Origin of the sequence: Rickettsia massiliae MTU5, assembly GCF_000016625.1 — a bacterium.
Lineage (GTDB): Bacteria > Pseudomonadota > Alphaproteobacteria > Rickettsiales > Rickettsiaceae > Rickettsia > Rickettsia rickettsii.
The window spans coordinates 457,561-474,545 of sequence record NC_009900.1 but is presented as its reverse complement, the minus strand read 5'-3'; the positions used below and the strand labels follow the sequence as shown (position 1 = coordinate 474,545).

Genomic DNA, 16,985 nt, shown 5'->3' with positions numbered 1-16,985 from the left:
TTATATATGCTTTTTAAGCCATCTCTGTATTCTAGAGATTGTTGCACGTATTCCTTCTTGCCTTATAGAAGTAATAGTTAATAAAATCAAAATTTTTGTCACAAAGCAATAGGTTCGTATTTTTTGCATTACATAGTTATTTTTGAAAAAAGAAATATTACTGTTTTTATAGTCTTCATTTTTATTTTCTAGTAATCTTAATTGTGTAACAGCTGCTAATAACAAATTAATAGTAAACGGACTAAATTTACTTAAATAAGAATCATTAAGAACATAAGAAGTAATATTTATTAAACCTACTGAATATTTATTTGGGTCCATAAACGTATTAGTACCACTGCTAATTCGTACTTTAGACAATTCTTTGTCTATACCACCTATTGAGTTTTTACTAGCAATAGATATCCATAAACAACAATCTTCACCACTTCTTATATTTTCAGGAAATAAATTTTCTTGGAATAATGTCAAAGTTCCCATAACTGTCGGCATTGCTATTGGACAAGTTTGTATGACTTGAGGAAAAACATTGCCACTAAAAAAACCGGAATGAACAGATTCTATATATTTTCCTTTTTCATTTATTTTTTGATATGAAGTATGAGAAAATATAAAATTATTTTCTTCCATAAACTTTAATTGGATTTCTATTTTATCCTTATAAAATAAATCGTCCGAATCAAGGAAAGCAATATATTTTCCTATAGCATTTTTAATACCTAAGTTACGTGCAGCAGCAGGTCCTTCATTTTTTTTATGAAAATATTTTATTCTTTTATCTTTTTTGCATATTGAAGTTAATTCTGATATATCATCAGTCGACCCATCATCTATTATAAGTATCTCAAAATTTTTGTGTGTTTGAATAAGTACACTTTCTATAGCTTCAATTGCCCAATTTATTCTATTATATACCGGTATAATAACACTAATTTTAGTATCATTTAGTACTTGTTTAGCCATAGTATTTGCTAAATCACAGGCTTTTTTATACGGAGTATTATTGGATAAAAAAGTAGCTGTACGAGTTAAAAATAAATAAGGAGAACCTTCCATTTTGATCATTTCTTCTTCTGTTAACTCGTGAAGAAACGATGACCATAATACATTACATTCTTCGTGATGATTGGATATTTTTTTACTACCTTGCTCTGAATGAAAACGAGATTTAATTAGGATAGATTCGTCAAAATGAATAGGGGCAACACGGAAAATTTTAAACCATAAATCATAATCTTGCGTTGTCGGTAAAGCCTCATTAAATATACCGACTTCATGAAAATATTTAGCAGGAATCAATAACGAACAACCATGTATTAATCCTCGTAATAAAGGTAATAAAGAAATATTAAGTTTATTTATAGGTAGCACACTATCCGGTTTAATATAACGTAGAGAGTTGCCTTTTTCATCGATTAATTCATAACCACCGTAAATGATAGTATCTTTATTATCTAATTTATTTAATATGTCAACTTGATGCTCGATTTTATTAGGATAATATATATCATCATGGCTAAGCCACGAAAAATATTCCCCTTTCATGTTTTTTATACCGTAATTTAAGGCCGAACCGCAACCTCCGTTTTCTTTATGAAAATAGCGTATTTTATCACCATATGATAATGCTACACGTTCTGTCTCTCCATTATCTTTTGAACCATCATTAACAACAATAATTTCAATATTTTTGTAAGTTTGTGCTAAAGCACTATTTATAGCTTCTTTCATATAATTAGTCCCATTATAGACAGGTATAATAATGGAAACTAAAGTATGATAAATATTTAGAGGTTTATCTTTCCTAGTTGTCATAACTTTTAAAAATAATTTATAAAATATTAGTTTTATTGTTTAAATTTTCTATAGAGCTTTAGAAAAATAGATTTTCTTCCTCACTAATAATTAGTGTATTTTTAAGAATTTTTATTTCTTCTAAAGCATTATTTTTAGCTCTGTTACAGTATTATTTAATTTAATTTCATAGTTTAAGTTTTTCTCTTCGCTATTTTTAAATGCATCTCTAGTATGCAGCAATTGTTTTAATATATCTTGGGATTGCAAACCTAGCTTTTCTAAAAATTCTAGAGTCCAAGCTGAGATTGGATAGTTAAATAATTGTTTTATAGGCTTTAAATCTGAGTTACTAGATATACAGATTATAGAATTAGGAGGATTTTTTCAGAATGCGTGTCGTTAGTTACACCATCTACTCCTTATAGAAAAATTCTTTGTTCGGATATGATTCAAAGTCTTTTTCAGTAATTCAATTAACTAAATGATGTATATTCCCTTCCGGTTCATTAAAAGGTACATTTACTATTAATCGTTTTTTATATTTAAGATTAAGTACTAGATTTAACCCATCTTCAATATGCTCAAGTGCATATCGTGATACAATATAATCATATTCTTCTGCCCTTTTAATAAAACTAACTAAATCAGATTTAATATATTGTATATTAGATGCTCCATAATTTTGTTCAGCATAAATTATAGATTCTTTACTGATATCTATTGCTGTAATTTCTACTCCTAATATATCGCTAAGCATGAAAGTGCCGTGTCCCATTCCACAACCTATATCTAAAATATCATAAGTTTCCCCAGGAATTAATCTTTCTCCATCATTATAAATTTCTTCTAACATAAATTATTTAAACTATTATAATTTTAATAAATATTCGGCGATAAATGCAGCAGGGTTTTCTACAGGATCAAGCATCTTTTTAAATTGATTTCTGCCACTACTATTTTCATGATAAGGTAAATAATGATTTTGCTTAATAAATTCTATATAGTTAATAATATCTTGCGGCTCATAAGCAAAATACATATATTTTTTTAATTCTTTAGATAGAGCATTGCTATTAAATTCATTATTCCAACCATTGCTTAAGTAAATTATAGGCTTATCGGCAACCACTACTTCAGCAAGAGATGAAGTACCGTCACTTATTACAATATCTGACACCATTATATCATCCAGTAACGACCTGAATGCATGTGCAGAAACAGTAACATTCTTTAAAGAGTTAAATCTACTTAATATATTATCCATATCACTTTGGCTTAAGTAATTTTTACCGACTGCATAGGTAAATAGTGTAACATGCGGTCTTATAATAAAATGAATATTAGGATGTTGTAATGCATAATTATAGAAAAAATAGTGATAATTTAAGAAAGTAGAACCTCCTTCATATAAATCTCTATTTTTAAATGATAATTCCCATCTAGGAAGCCATAAAATGGTTTCCGAGTTTGGTTTTTCTTTAATATTATAATTTCTTACTTCATAGTATGGTTGATAACCTGAAACAATAACTCTATCCTTAGGAAATTTATAATTACTAATAAAGATATCCTTTGTACTTTCTGAATCAACAAATACCGTCTCTATGCAACTTGATAACTTATCATTATCAATATTTTTTTGATGAAAGATATGAGGACCATAGACTATATACATAATTTTTGTTTTAGTTCCTCTAAAGCTCTTATACAAATTAGCAGCCGTAAAAGGTTCTGATATATAGCCTTGAAAATTTTCGTAAGGGTTTTGCGTAAAAATAAAATCCGGCTGATAATTTTTTAGTTCAGAAATTTCACATTTTGTATTAACATTTGAATAAGAAGCATACTGACCGCATGGATATATCACATCTTGTGTATCAAATTTACTAATAAACCCGGTATCTATTCCTCCTTGAATATTGGGATGAGGATGAGGTACTATTACAATTTTGACATCATGACCTATTTTTTTCATCTCATTATATATTGCGTATACGCCTTTGCCACCGAATGTCTCTGTACTAACAAGGAAAACTATTTTTTTATAAGAATTTTCTTTGGAATAGCAAAAAGAAGATATAAGAGTTATTAGTAAAAAAACACTTAAAAATAAAGTGTTAAGTTTTATTAATTTAAAGAATTTCATGTTTTTGATATGATAATAATGAATAAGATTACTTTTTAAACCATACTGTACGGTTAACATAATCCACATAACTTAAAACTATACGTAATATTTTCTTTGATACAAGTCCTGCTTCTGCATAATCCGGCACAATATCTTGCAAGCGTTTATTATTCTCGTGTTCTTCCGTAATAGCTTTCACCGATTGTAGTACCCGTTCAGCCTTAAAACCCGACATAATAAGCGTTCCGGCGTCCATACCTTCAGGACGTTCATGTGCTTCTCGAATATTTAAAGCAGGTAAATTAAGTATAGATGCCTCTTCAGTGATAGTACCGCTATCGGATAAAATACAAAATGCATTCATCTGAAGTTTGACGTAGTCCGTAAACCCAAAGGCCGGCAAAAATCTTATTTTATCGCCAAGTTCTTTAAACCCCTCTAAATCCTCAAGCCTTTTTTTAGTCCTTGGGTGTGTTGAGAAGATTACAGGGAAATTATACTCTTTAATAAGCGTTTGTAAACTACTTAATAATTCTTTCAGATTATTTTTGACATCAACATTTTCCTCACGATGTGAGCTAATTAAGAAATATTGCTTTGTGGTAAGTGATAATTTATCTAAAATATCAGACTTTAATATTTTAGGCATAAAGCGATCCAGGACCTCAGGCATATGCGAACCTGATTTAAAAATAAGCTCAGGCGGCAAACCTTCGAAAATTAAATAACGTCTTGCATGCTCGGTTAACGTAATGTTAACGTCACTAATATGATCAATGATTTTACGGTTTATTTCTTCAGGTACACGCTGATCAAAACAACGATTTCCCGCTTCCATATGAAAAATCGGAATTTTACGGCGTTTAGCGGCAATTGCCGATAAACATGAATTAGTATCACCGTAAAATAAAACAGCGTCGGGTTTTTCTTTCTCAAGTACTTCATCAACTTTTTTGATAATAAGCCCGATAGATTTTGCCGTATTATCTGCTGCTACTTCTAAGAAATAATCGGGTTTTCTAATTCCCATATCATCAAAAAAAACCTGATGTAATTCATATGCATAATTTTGACCGGTGTGAACTAGGATGTGATTAGTATATTTATCAAACTCAGAAATCACGCAGCATAGTTTAATAAGTTCAGGACGAGTACCGACAATTGTCATTACCTTAAGCATTTTTTAGCTCCTCTTGTACGTAATCAAGAGTCAGTAATAACTCTTTTACTTCTTCTAAATTTAAACGTTTTGTATTATGGGAAGTGTAATCCTCTAAAAGAGCTACTTTCTTTTCACCTTCAACAAAATATTTTGCATAATTAAGATCGCGCCCGTCCATAGGAATACGGTAATAATCCCTTAAATCATCAGCTTTTGCCATTTCTTCTGATGATACTAATGATTCGTAATGTTTTTCGCCGTGACGTGTACCGATAAAACGTATTTCATTTTTGCTATCGAATATATCTTGTAACGCTTTTGCGAGTACTTCAATTGTGCTTGCCGGAGATTTTTGTACGAAAATATCACCCTGATGACCATGCTCAAACGCATATAAAACTAAATCCACAGAATCTACAAGCGACATTAAAAAACGTGTCATTGACGGTTCTGTAATGGTTAATTCCTTACCTTGTTTTATTTGATTGATAAAAAGAGGAATTACCGAACCTCTGGAAGCCATAACGTTACCGTATCTAGTGACGCAAAGCACAGTCTCACCTGGAGAACGCATACGTGCTTTTGCTATTGCTAACTTTTCCATTAATGCTTTAGATAATCCCATTGCATTAATTGGATATACAGCCTTATCGGTACTCAGTACAATAACTTTTGTAACTTTGTTATTAATAGCAGCACTTAAAACATTTTCAGCACCTAAGACGTTAGTATTTATTGCTTCCATAGGATAAAATTCACAAGTCGGAACCTGCTTTAAAGCAGCGGCATGGAATACATAATCTACACCGTGCATTGCCTCATCAATACTTTTATAATTGCGTACGTCCCCGATATAGCATTTAAGTTTCGGATTATTGAAAGCAATACGCATATCCTCTTGCTTTTTTTCATCTCTACTGAAAATACGAATTTCCTTAATATCGTTAATAATATCGGATTTAAGAAAACGAGAAAGCACCGCATTACCAAACGAACCGGTGCCTCCTGTAATCATTAAAGTTTTATCTACAAACATTATATATAAATACCTATTTTGTTATGATTCATTCTGTCATTGTGTCAATCGAGAAACACCCTAAGGTAGTCATCCTGTGGTTTATCCACAGGGTCCAGTTATAAAAAATACAAACATAAAAAGCTCGATTTATCTCACTTTATGCTGGATTCCGTGTACAAGCCTATAGTAACCGGACATTTTTCTTCTATGTCAATTTACTTAAACTCACACATACGCTTTACAAGCTCACGCCATTCAGGAGGCGTATATCCCGTCACCTCATTAAAACGAGTGCTATCTAGTGAGCGATTTATTACAAGCTCATCTGACGGAATAATATCGATTTCTTTATTATATATTTCTGCTACTAATTTTAACAATTCTAACTTATTAATCGGTTTTGAGGCAACATGATAAAGCCCGTGCAACTCTTTATTAGGTAACACAAAATCCCTTATTATTCTTGCAAGCTCTACTGTCGGGAATCCTGAATAAATAGCTTTCTCAAACCCTTTCACTGAACCTTCTGCACTTAAAAACCAATTGATTAAGCTTCTATTGCCTGCTAGCTCATGACCTATAATGGAAGTACGCAATGTGATAGCATGCGGATAATCTACCTCACCAAGAAATTTTGAACGACCGTAAAGGTCATAACAGTCAGAAAAATCGCTTTCCTTATAATTACCTTTTGTTCCTGAAAATACACAGTCAGTACTAATATGGATTAACCTTGAATTAACTAATTTACATAAATTAGCTAGCCTATGAGGCAGCAAACTATTTATCGGTAATGCTTTTAACGGGTCATTAGAATCTGCCAATTGTTTTACAATCCCTATACAATTTATTACTATATCGGGTTTTGTTTGATTCAATACCTCAACTAACGAATCATGGTGCTCAACATCTACATTTGTAATTAATTTATCGGATAAATCCTTAGAAAAGTAAGAACGAGCTGAATTATTTCGGGCTGTTGCAAAAATGTCAAATTTTTTATTACTACTTAAAAACCTGAATATGCTATTACCTAGCATACCGGTAACACCTAAAATTAATATTTTCATAGTATATTTTATTTATTTTGACCGAATCGGTTCTATCATAAATAATATATCTTTACAATAGTGTTGTGAGTGCGTAACAATATTGAGTTATAAATAATTAACTTGCCATAGAAAAGGTTCTTATTCTATCTTCTGTAATTTTCCAACCTTCATCTTCTGCAAGCTCTAAATCATATTGGTCTTGCATATTCATCCACCAACGAGGATTAATATTAAAATACTTACCCAAACGAAGGGCTGTATCAGCGGTAATTGAACGATGATGCTTAATTATATTATTGATCCTAGTAACGGGTACATCAATATCACGAGCAAGTTTGCTTTGACTAATCCCCATAGGTTCCATAAATTCTGCTAGTAACATTTGTCCCGGTGAAATAGGAGGTAATTTGTTTGTCATAAATTCTTGGCTTTGTTGCATGGACCGTTTTATGTCATTCCCGCGTAGGCGGGAATCCAGTAAAGTACAGCTTTTTTTTAAAAGCTTTACTTAAAAAAACTTTATAATAAAAAATCTTCAAAATGAAAGATTTTTTAGTCTGGATCCTCGCTTTCGCGGGGATGACATTGAGTAGGTGTTTCGATCCATACAACAACTCCTCAATTCTTTCCTAATTAAATATTTTTTATAGAATCAAGCACGGTTTCAAGAATCATACTAGCAGCTACTGCATCATCGTTATTATTACGGTCTTTTCTTTTCACTCCAAACGATTTAAGGAAATTATTTGCAGCTTTGGTAGTTAATCTTTCATCTTGTAAATATATAGGCAAGTTTATAGATTTTGCTAGCTCTTCAGCAAATTGCATCACTATATTTGTTTGCTCCGTTACTGCTCCGCTCATATTAATCGGTAGACCTATTATAACACCACAAACTTTATATTTCTCGATGATATTAAGCAAGGAAGTAATAACAATTTTTGTATTTATCTCGGTTATAGTATTTAAGGGCATAGCAATACTACGTTCTTGATTAGATAATGCGATTCCTAATTTTTTGCTTCCGTAATCAATAGCGATAAGCGGAGCATTTGGTATTAAAAGCCGATAAAATTCTTGAAGATTTTTTATGATCATGATAGTTATAAAAATTACTTTATTAATTATTATTTATGCTAAAAACTATTCAGAAACATTTAGATACGAAATTAATTAAATTATCGGCGATTTTAGCCTTTATTTATTGTTTATTATTTAATACCGCAATATTGATTTATAAATTTGATTATTATAAAGCAACAATCTTTAGAGGGATATTAGAGTTATCAAAAGATTTTTGCTATATTTATATATTTTCTTTTTTAGCATTTTGCGGTCTTAGCGTACATAGATTAGTGTTAAAAATCGGCGTGGGGTTTTTATTTATAACATCCGCTATTGCTAGTTATTACATTTATTTCTTCAAAATCAATCCTACTAAACAAGTAATAGGTAGTTTTTTCTCAACGGATTTAAACGAAGTTTATGAATTAACCAGCATTAAGTTAATAATATGGATAATTTTTTGCCTTTTTACCTGTTTTTATACTCTCAAATCTTTTGCCGCTGAAAATTCTAAATCATTCGTAACAAAACTATTATCTGCCGCTTGCTTACTTATTTTTGTATATAATATTATTACTCCTTCATTTAAGATACTAAAAAATTATTTTCCCATTCAGTATTTACATAATAGCTACCTTAATTTTGCCAGAAATTTCGGTGATAAAAATTATGCATGTATAGATATTAGCAAACAATATAACTTTATAGATAAATCAGATAAAGATATTATCGGTGTTTTAGTTATAGGAGAATCAGCAAGATTTGATCATTTCGGTATTAACGGTTATGAAAGAGATACGACTCCTTACTTAAAGACTACTCAAAACCTAATTTCTTTCAAAGCTAAATCTTCTTCTAACCTTACCTATCTTTCCGTACCGTCGTTACTTTCACGTTATCCTGCAAGTCAAATTGAAAATAGTAGACAAGAGAACAGCTTTTTATCAATTTTAACAAATCTTGGCTTTAATACTACCTGGATCGGTACTCAAACTTTAATGAGGAGTTTTGCAAATTTTGACCTCAGTAATATATATAATGACGTTAATTTTACTATAGTACCGGGCGGCTCTGCCCTATTTTCTTTAAATGATCATGATGAAAAAATATTGCCTTTTATAAAAGCAATAATAACAAACTCAGAGAAACAATTTTTAGTAGTGCACACTTCCGGCAGCCATTGGAACTATAATGCAAGATATCCAAAAGAGTTTGAGTATTTTACCCCTACCTGTCCTATTAAGGTTAAGGGAGATGCAAGTGATTGCGATAAGCTTGCTTTAGTTAACAGTTATGATAACTCTATTTTATACACCGATTTTTTTTTATCTAATTTAATAGATTTGCTTAAAGATAAAAATGCATTTTTATTATATGTATCTGATCACGGCGAGTCCCTCGGAGAAAATGGTTATTACGGTCACGGCGGGCCACTACTTGCAGAACAAATAACTGTACCTCTTATAGTGTGGGTATCAGATGATTTTCAAGCCAAATATCCTAAAGCAGTATCTTCAATTAAAAATTATGCTAATACCGAAATTAGCCATGATTATGTATTTCATTCAATCCTTGACTGTTTAAATATAGATTCCGACATAATAGATAAAGACTTAAGTATATGTAAATCTAGTTAAAAATTATTGAATTATTAAAAAATTTATATATAAATTAAGAACTCAATAATTATACGATTTATTATTATGTCTGATGATACACCTAAACTAGACAACTATTATTATAGATTTTTACAAAGTATTTTACTTAAAACACTAGAACAAAATAAAGCTGCTGAAACGTATTTATTGCAGAAAGAGTTTAATAGCGCTTTAAATGAGATAAAAAATGTAAATGAACAACTTGAAGAATATTCAAGCATTCTTTCTTTACTCAAAGTAATTAAAACCCATTTTAGTGATAAAAAAATATATAATTAAGTACCGTTTAACTTAAATCTTTTTTTATAATTAAAAATAATATAGAGTGGAAATAAAAAAAGGTATTGAATTATGGAATATGCATTATTAATTTTCAGTATTATAGCGATTTTAGTTATAATACAAATGGTTAAAGTTGTACCGCAACAACAAGCATGGGTAGTAGAAAAACTTGGAAAATTCGATAAGGTACTGCAGCCTGGCTTAAATTTACTCATCCCTGTCATTCAGAGAGTAGCATACAAACATACTTTAAAAGAAGAAGCAATAGACGTTACCGCTCAAACAGCTATTTCAAACGATAACGTAACATTATCTATAGACGGTGTTTTATATGTTAAGATCATTGATCCAATGGCAGCATCTTATGGTGTTAATAATCCTTACTATGCCATAACACAGCTTGCTCAAACTACTATGCGTTCGGAAATCGGTAAACTCCCTTTAGATAGAACTTTTGAAGAGCGCGAAACTTTAAACGTAGCAATTGTAGCAGCTATTAATCAGGCTGCTATAAATTGGGGCATACAATGTATGCGTTATGAAATTAAAGATATTCAACCTCCACAAACTATACTTAAAGCTATGGAATTGCAGGTAGCGGCAGAGCGTCAAAAAAGAGCTCAAATTCTAGAGTCGGAAGGTAATAGACAAGCAAAAATTAACCATGCAGAAGGTGAAAAAGCACAAATCGTACTGAATTCAGAAGCTTCTTATACAGATCAAGTTAACAGGGCAAAAGGTGAAGCTGAAGCAATAGGCTTAGTCGCTACCGCTACGGCAAATAGTATTGAGATTGTCGCAACTGCCGTACAAAAAACGGGAGGAAGTGATGCAGTAGCTCTTAAAATAGCCGAACAATATATTAGTGCGTTCGGTAATTTGGCTAAAGATACCAACACCGTAATTTTACCCGCAAATCTTTCAGAACCGAGTAGTTTTGTAACCGGAGCGTTAACTATATTTAACCAATTAAAAGCTTCTTCGGGAACGAAAATAGATAAGTAGCAATTTATAAAGATTTATTATTGTAATAATAATTAGTTTTATATATCATATCAGATTATTAATTAATAAAAGGTTATGAATATGTCAGTATTTGTCGGCAAAACTGCTCCGGATTTTACAGCTAAAGCTATTATGCCTAATAATAATATAGACGATCAGTTTAAACTTAGCGATTATGCTGCAGGGGATAATATAGTGTTATTTTTTTATCCCCTAGATTTTACTTTTGTTTGTCCATCGGAAATTATAGCATTTCACAATAAGCTTGGTGAATTTACCGAAAGACGTACTAAAGTAGTAGCTGTTAGCGTTGATTCTCATTTTAGCCATTTAGCTTGGAAAAATACTCCGCATAATAAAGGCGGACTTGGACAAGTACAATTTCCAATGGTTTCCGATATAAAAAAGGATATTTCTTCAAAATATAATGTACTTAATGAAGACGGTATTGCTTTGCGTGGAACTTTTTTAATCGATAAGGATTTCATAGTACGTCACATGCTAGTTAACGACTTACCTATCGGTCGTGATATTAATTATACATTAAAAGTAATCGATGCTTTAACTCATCATCAAAAGCACGGCGAAGTTTGTCCTGCCGGCTGGCATAAAGGTGAGGAAGCAATTACCCCATCACATGAAGGTATAGCACATTATTTAAGCTCACATGCAGAGAAGCTGTAATATATTACTGTTATTAAAGTGGAAAACTGTCCTACCGTGGCTTGTCTAGTGTTGTTGCATGGTTCTGATGTCATTCCCGCCTAGGCAGGAATGACATACAGCACTAACGCAATATCAAATCACCCTAAATAATGTTGAAAGAATTATTTTCTGCTCCTAAAATATCTTATAATATTGAAACAATTAATATTTTACGTCTTATTAGCAGTGAAAATATTGGTCCTAAAACTTTCTTTAGTTTAATTAAATTATTCGGTGATGCAGCAACTGCCATAGATAACGTTCCGGATTTTTCATTGCAAGGCGGAAAGTCAAAACCAATTAAAATTTTCAGTAAAAGCGATGCTGAAAAAGAGTTAGAGCTTCTCGAAAAAGACAATGCTAAGATCATCACATATAAATCTCCGGAATATCAAAATTATTACTTGAAATTTATGATCCACCGCCAATATTAAGCTATAAAGGTAATATAGAGTTATTAAATCATAATAAATGCGTTGCAATAGTAGGTGCAAAAAACGCTGCTGCAAACGGAAGAAGCTTTGCTCATAAAATTGCAAATTATTTAGTAAAAGAAGGTTATATAACCGTTTCAGGGTTAGCACGAGGGAATAGATAGCAGCGTACATCAAGCTGCAATTTCTCAAACTATCGGAGTTATTGCAGACGGTATTGATCATATATATCCACCGGAAAATAAAAAACTATTTGAAAATTTAGCAGAAGAAGGTTTAATATTAGCTGAGTTACCTATCGGCTCTACCCCGCTTGGAAAACATTTTCCACAGCGTAATAGGATAATATCGGGACTAGCCTTAGAAGTAGTGGTAGTAGAAGCAAGTTTAAAATCCGGTTCATTAATAACTGCAAAATTTGCACTTGAACAAAATAGGGAAATATTTGCCGTTCCTGGCTTTCCTTTAGATCCAAGATGTCAAGGTACAAGGTACAAATAAATTGATGAGAGAGGGAGCATATTTAGTGGAATCAGTAAACGATATTGTAGCTAATTTACCGCAATATGCAGAATTTATGAAAAAAGATGATGGATTATTTAAGGATTTTGTTGAGCTAGGAACAGTAAATACGAGATATGTTAAAGAACCGTCACAAAAGGAGCGTACTGCTATATTGGAATTATTATCGACAGTACCCATAGACTTTGAATATTTACAAAAAGAAATAGAATTACCGCTTCCTATCATATTATATACGGTAATATTAGAATTAGAACTCGCCGGGACAGTAATGCGTCACGCCGGTAATAAAATATCATTAGTTTATAATAAGTAGATGAAATTAGTAATAGTAGAATCGCCGGCAAAGGCAAAAACGATAAATAAATATTTAGGTGATGAGTTTAAGGTCATTGCATCATTCGGTCATATTAGAGATTTACCTTCTAAAAAAGGCTCGGTGTTACCTGATGAAAATTTTGCAATGAAATATGATATTTCCGATAAAGCCGGTAAATATGTAGATGCCATAGTTAAAGATGCTAAAAAAGCTGATGCAGTATATCTTGCAACCGATCCTGATCGTGAAGGTGAATCTATCTCATGGCATGTTGCAGAGGTAATAAAAGAAAAGAATCAAGTTAAATCCGATGATTTTTTCAAAAGGGTAGCATTTAACGAAATCACTAAAAAAGCAATTATTCATGCCGTTGAAAATCCTAGGAAACTTGACACTAACTTAGTAAATGCCCAACAAGCAAGAAGAGCTTTAGACTATTTAGTCGGCTTTACCCTTTCACCTCTTTTATGGCGTAAGTTACCAGGATGTAAATCGGCAGGACGTGTGCAGTCCGTGGCTCTGCGATTAATATGTGAGCGAGAAGATGAAATAGAGCGTTTTAAGTCAGAAGAATATTGGGATATTAGCCTTAAAATGCAAAATAGTAATAACGAACTATTTACTGCTAAATTGACTCACGTAAACGATCAGACATTAGAAAAATTCTCAATTATTAACGAAAAAAACGCCAAAGATTTAATCGAAAAATTAAAATCTCAAAAATTTCATGTTGATAAGATAGAAAAAAAACAACAAAAACGTCAACCACAACCTCCTTTTATTACTTCATCACTACAACAAGACGCAGCAAGAAAATTAGGGTTTAGTGCTAAAAAGACTATGCAAATAGCACAAAAACTTTATGAGGGTGTTGATATAGGTAAGGAAACTATAGGGCTTATTACTTATATGAGAACCGACGGCGTTACATTATCAAATGATGCAATAGCAGATATACGTAAGTTAATCGATAAAAGTTACGGCGATAAATATTTACCGACTAGCCCTAGAATTTATAAATCCAAAGTAAAAAATGCTCAAGAAGCTCATGAAGCAATAAGACCCACAAATATTACTTATACTCCTGATAGCTTAAAAGAAAAGCTAGAAAAGGATTATTATAAGCTTTATGAGTTGATTTGGAAAAGAACTATAGCCTGCCAAATGGAAAATGTTATAATGAATTTGGTAGTTGCAAATTTAGCTTCGGAAAATAAAGAATATTTGGCAAAAGCAAACGGATCGACTATAGCCTTTGACGGATTTTACAAGGTTTATCGTGAAAGTGTGGACGATGAAGCTGAAGAAGAAAATAAAATGCTGCCGCCTTTAAAAGAACAAGAGCCACTTAAAACTAAAGAAGTTATTCCAAATCAACATTTTACCGAACCGCCTCCAAGATATTCAGAAGCAAGTTTAGTGAAAAAACTTGAAGAGCTTGGGATCGGTCGTCCTTCGACCTATGCTAGTATTTTATCGGTTTTACAAGATCGAAAATATGTTGCTCTTGAGAAAAAACGCTTTATACCTGAAGAGCTTGGACGTTTGGTCACGGTATTTTTAGTCGGTTTCTTCAAAAAATACGTTGAATATGATTTTACTGCAGGACTTGAAAACGAATTAGACGAAATAGCAGCTGGCAAACTTGAATGGAAAGCTGCTTTAAATAATTTTTGGAGCGGTTTTAACCATAATATTGAATCAGTAAACGAGCAGAAAATAACCGAGATTATTAGCTATGTACAGAAAGCCCTTGATTATCACTTGTTCGGTGAGAATAAAGAATCTAAAGTTTGTACTTCATGTAACACGGGCGAGCTTAGCTTAAAACTTGGTAAATTCGGAGCGTTTTTAGCATGTAGTAATTACCCTGAATGTACTTTTAGAAAATCTATTGTTAGCGGTAACGATAATAACGAGAATGAAGGCGAGCCTGCCGCTATGCCTAATGAGAATAAAGTTTTAGGTACGGATAAAGACGGAGTAGAAATATATCTGAAAAAAGGACCTTACGGACCTTATATTCAACTTGGCGAACAAGAAGGCAAAGTAAAGCCGAAACGTAGCCCCGTGCCTGCTAGCTTGAACCAAAATGATATTACACTTGATATAGCATTAAAGCTTCTAAGCTTACCGCTAAAAATAGGTATTCATAAAGATAGCGACGAGGAAATTATGGTAGGATACGGTAAATTCGGTCCTTACATAAAATATATGGGTAAATTTATTGCAGTGCAAAAAAAATATGATTTTCTAAATTTAAGCTTAGATGATGCGATGAAGCTAATTGAAGAGAATAAAGAGAAATTAGAGAAGAAACAGGCGTAAATGGTTTAGTGTCACCCCGTGACTTGATCACGGGGTCTCAGGACACAGGCTGTAATACAAGATCCCGTGGTCAAGCCACGGGATGACAATTAATAAAATTACTTATTTATGACAAAAGTTATAACACGATTTGCTCCGTCACCGACCGGTATGTTACATGTTGGGAATATCAGGGCAGCATTGCTTAACTGGCTATATGCAAAGAAGCATAACGGACAGTTTATTTTAAGATTTGACGATACGGATTTAGAGCGTAGTAAACAGGAATATAAAGACGCTATCGAGGAAGATCTAAAATTTTTAAATATTAATTGGGATCAGACATTTAATCAATTAAGTCGTTTAAGTAGATATGATGAAATCAAAAATCTATTACTAGACAAAAAAAGATTATATGCCTGCTATGAGACTCCTGAAGAGCTAGAATTAAAGCGTAAATTTCAATTATCTAAAGGTTTACCACCGATTTATGATCGAGCTAGCTTAAATCTCACTGAAGAGCAAGCAAAGAAATATATAGAACAAGGAAGAAAACCGCATTATAGATTTTTGGTAAATCATGAACTGATTAACTGGCATGATATGATCAAAGGCGAAGTTAAATATGACGGCAAGGCTTTAAGCGACCCAATAGTGATAAGAGCAGACGGTAGTATGACCTATATGTTATGCTCAGTTATTGACGATATTGATTATGATATTACTCATATTATTAGGGGTGAAGATCACGTTAGCAATACCGCCATTCAAATTCAAATGTTTGAGGCTTTAAATACTACTCCTCCGACTTTTGGGCATTTAAGTTTAATAATCAATAAAGATGAGAAAATTTCTAAAAGAGTTGGAGGTTTTGAGATCGCAACTCTTAGAAAAGAAGTGGGAATCGAAGCTATGGCAATCGCTAGCTTTTTTAGTTTACTTGGTTCATCAGCACAAATCTTGCCTTATAAATCAATGGAGAAGCTAGCAAATCAATTTGAGATAAGTAGTTTCTCTAAAAGTCCAACTATCTATCAGCCGGAAGATTTAGAAAGATTAAATCATAAATTACTTATAAGTTTAGATTTTGATACAGTAAAAGAACGCCTTAAAGAAATAAATGCCGAGTATATTGATGAAAATTTTTGGTTATCGGTAAGCCCTAACTTGCAAAAATTACGTGATGTAAAAGATTGGTGGGAAATTTGCCATCAAACTCCGAATGTAGAAAATCTAAATTTAGATAAGGAATATTTAAAGCAAGCAGCAGAATTATTACCGAAAGGTGAAATCACTAAAGATAGCTGGAGCATTTGGACTAAAGAAATAACAAATATAACAGGCAGGAAAGGTAAGGAGTTATTTTTACCTCTTCGCCTTGCTTTAACCGCCAGAGAATCAGGACCGGAAATCACAGGCGTTTTACCTTTGATTGATAGAGAAGAGATAATAAAGCGTTTAACTAGTGCGTGATTCTCTATGTCATTCCCGCGAAAGCGGGAATGACATAGAAGCCATGCAACTCCTCACA

18 protein-coding genes are annotated in these 16,985 nt (G+C 32.2%); 10 read left to right on the top strand and 8 right to left on the bottom strand.

Annotation, left to right across the window (positions count from 1 at the left end):
* The 8 genes from RMA_RS02540 to ruvX all read right to left on the bottom strand — a co-directional run bounded on the left by RMA_RS02540 (position 1) and on the right by ruvX (position 8,255).
* Positions 1–1,815 (bottom strand): glycosyltransferase family 2 protein, encoded by a 1,815-nt coding sequence (locus RMA_RS02540; RefSeq protein ID WP_041404615.1) that lies wholly within the window; start codon positions 1,813–1,815, stop codon positions 1–3.
* Positions 1,816–2,266: 451 nt separating this feature from the next.
* A complete protein-coding gene (locus RMA_RS02535; protein ID WP_012152669.1) occupies positions 2,267–2,650 on the bottom strand; it encodes a class I SAM-dependent methyltransferase in 384 nt (127 codons plus the stop codon).
* A gap of 15 nt (positions 2,651–2,665) precedes the next feature.
* Positions 2,666–4,012, bottom strand: coding sequence for a hypothetical protein (locus RMA_RS02530; RefSeq protein WP_012152668.1), 1,347 nt, complete (start codon positions 4,010–4,012; stop codon positions 2,666–2,668).
* Complete coding sequence (gene wecB / locus RMA_RS02525; protein WP_012152667.1) at positions 3,972–5,105, bottom strand: non-hydrolyzing UDP-N-acetylglucosamine 2-epimerase; 1,134 nt, start codon at positions 5,103–5,105, stop codon at positions 3,972–3,974. Before wecB ends, RMA_RS02530 begins: the two co-directional genes overlap by 41 nt.
* Positions 5,098–6,123 (bottom strand): UDP-glucose 4-epimerase, encoded by a 1,026-nt coding sequence (gene capD, locus RMA_RS02520; protein WP_014365967.1) that lies wholly within the window; start codon positions 6,121–6,123, stop codon positions 5,098–5,100. The genes wecB and capD overlap by 8 nt, the downstream gene beginning before the upstream one ends.
* A gap of 197 nt (positions 6,124–6,320) precedes the next feature.
* Positions 6,321–7,175 (bottom strand): dTDP-4-dehydrorhamnose reductase family protein, encoded by an 855-nt coding sequence (locus RMA_RS09235; protein ID WP_041404614.1) that lies wholly within the window; start codon positions 7,173–7,175, stop codon positions 6,321–6,323.
* 97 nt (positions 7,176–7,272) lie between these two features.
* Positions 7,273–7,596: a HigA family addiction module antitoxin gene (locus tag RMA_RS02510; RefSeq protein ID WP_041404613.1), complete on the bottom strand. Its 324-nt coding sequence runs from the start codon at positions 7,594–7,596 to the stop codon at positions 7,273–7,275.
* 194 nt (positions 7,597–7,790) lie between these two features.
* Positions 7,791–8,255 (bottom strand): Holliday junction resolvase RuvX, encoded by a 465-nt coding sequence (ruvX, locus tag RMA_RS02505; protein WP_041404612.1) that lies wholly within the window; start codon positions 8,253–8,255, stop codon positions 7,791–7,793.
* Between the two features lie 35 nt (positions 8,256–8,290).
* Here ruvX and RMA_RS02500 point away from each other — a divergent pair, with 35 nt between their 5' ends.
* The 10 genes from RMA_RS02500 to gltX all read left to right on the top strand — a co-directional run bounded on the left by RMA_RS02500 (position 8,291) and on the right by gltX (position 16,927).
* A complete protein-coding gene (locus RMA_RS02500; protein WP_012152662.1) occupies positions 8,291–9,859 on the top strand; it encodes a phosphoethanolamine transferase in 1,569 nt (522 codons plus the stop codon).
* Between the two features lie 66 nt (positions 9,860–9,925).
* Entirely contained in the window at positions 9,926–10,159 is a 234-nt protein-coding gene (locus RMA_RS02495) for a hypothetical protein (protein ID WP_041404611.1), read from the top strand.
* A gap of 72 nt (positions 10,160–10,231) precedes the next feature.
* Positions 10,232–11,167: an SPFH domain-containing protein gene (locus RMA_RS02490; RefSeq protein ID WP_014365972.1), complete on the top strand. Its 936-nt coding sequence runs from the start codon at positions 10,232–10,234 to the stop codon at positions 11,165–11,167.
* A gap of 81 nt (positions 11,168–11,248) precedes the next feature.
* The gene (locus RMA_RS02485) at positions 11,249–11,851 is read left to right on the top strand and encodes a peroxiredoxin (RefSeq protein ID WP_041404966.1); all 603 of its coding nucleotides are present in this window, start codon (positions 11,249–11,251) and stop codon (positions 11,849–11,851) included.
* Between the two features lie 131 nt (positions 11,852–11,982).
* Complete coding sequence (locus RMA_RS02480) at positions 11,983–12,306, top strand: hypothetical protein (RefSeq protein WP_041404610.1); 324 nt, start codon at positions 11,983–11,985, stop codon at positions 12,304–12,306.
* Complete coding sequence (locus tag RMA_RS08185) at positions 12,252–12,470, top strand: DNA-processing protein DprA (protein WP_081427917.1); 219 nt, start codon at positions 12,252–12,254, stop codon at positions 12,468–12,470. Before RMA_RS02480 ends, RMA_RS08185 begins: the two co-directional genes overlap by 55 nt.
* Positions 12,463–12,807 carry a DNA-processing protein DprA gene (locus RMA_RS10245; RefSeq protein ID WP_337998655.1) on the top strand — a complete coding sequence of 115 codons (345 nt, stop codon included), beginning with the start codon at positions 12,463–12,465 and terminating at the stop codon, positions 12,805–12,807. The genes RMA_RS08185 and RMA_RS10245 overlap by 8 nt, the downstream gene beginning before the upstream one ends.
* 4 nt (positions 12,808–12,811) lie before the next feature.
* A complete protein-coding gene (locus RMA_RS02475) occupies positions 12,812–13,144 on the top strand; it encodes a DNA processing protein DprA (protein WP_202964939.1) in 333 nt (110 codons plus the stop codon).
* Positions 13,145–15,475: a type I DNA topoisomerase gene (gene topA / locus RMA_RS02470; protein WP_012152659.1), complete on the top strand. Its 2,331-nt coding sequence runs from the start codon at positions 13,145–13,147 to the stop codon at positions 15,473–15,475. It abuts the gene before it with no gap.
* Between the two features lie 108 nt (positions 15,476–15,583).
* A complete protein-coding gene (gene gltX, locus RMA_RS02465) occupies positions 15,584–16,927 on the top strand; it encodes a glutamate--tRNA ligase (protein WP_012152658.1) in 1,344 nt (447 codons plus the stop codon).
* Positions 16,928–16,985: the final 58 nt, after the last annotated feature.

Coding starts and splice junctions, on each gene's coding strand:
- RMA_RS02540 (WP_041404615.1), bottom strand. CDS start 1,815: ATGACAACTAGGAAAGATAAACCTCTAAATATTTATCATACTTTAGTT.
- RMA_RS02535 (WP_012152669.1), bottom strand. CDS start 2,650: ATGTTAGAAGAAATTTATAATGATGGAGAAAGATTAATTCCTGGGGAA.
- RMA_RS02530 (WP_012152668.1), bottom strand. CDS start 4,012: ATGTGGATTATGTTAACCGTACAGTATGGTTTAAAAAGTAATCTTATT.
- wecB (WP_012152667.1), bottom strand. CDS start 5,105: ATGCTTAAGGTAATGACAATTGTCGGTACTCGTCCTGAACTTATTAAA.
- capD (WP_014365967.1), bottom strand. CDS start 6,123: ATGTTTGTAGATAAAACTTTAATGATTACAGGAGGCACCGGTTCGTTT.
- RMA_RS09235 (WP_041404614.1), bottom strand. CDS start 7,175: ATGAAAATATTAATTTTAGGTGTTACCGGTATGCTAGGTAATAGCATA.
- RMA_RS02510 (WP_041404613.1), bottom strand. CDS start 7,596: ATGCAACAAAGCCAAGAATTTATGACAAACAAATTACCTCCTATTTCA.
- ruvX (WP_041404612.1), bottom strand. CDS start 8,255: ATGATCATAAAAAATCTTCAAGAATTTTATCGGCTTTTAATACCAAAT.
- RMA_RS02500 (WP_012152662.1), top strand. CDS start 8,291: ATGCTAAAAACTATTCAGAAACATTTAGATACGAAATTAATTAAATTA.
- RMA_RS02495 (WP_041404611.1), top strand. CDS start 9,926: ATGTCTGATGATACACCTAAACTAGACAACTATTATTATAGATTTTTA.
- RMA_RS02490 (WP_014365972.1), top strand. CDS start 10,232: ATGGAATATGCATTATTAATTTTCAGTATTATAGCGATTTTAGTTATA.
- RMA_RS02485 (WP_041404966.1), top strand. CDS start 11,249: ATGTCAGTATTTGTCGGCAAAACTGCTCCGGATTTTACAGCTAAAGCT.
- RMA_RS02480 (WP_041404610.1), top strand. CDS start 11,983: ATGTTGAAAGAATTATTTTCTGCTCCTAAAATATCTTATAATATTGAA.
- RMA_RS02475 (WP_202964939.1), top strand. CDS start 12,812: ATGAGAGAGGGAGCATATTTAGTGGAATCAGTAAACGATATTGTAGCT.
- topA (WP_012152659.1), top strand. CDS start 13,145: ATGAAATTAGTAATAGTAGAATCGCCGGCAAAGGCAAAAACGATAAAT.
- gltX (WP_012152658.1), top strand. CDS start 15,584: ATGACAAAAGTTATAACACGATTTGCTCCGTCACCGACCGGTATGTTA.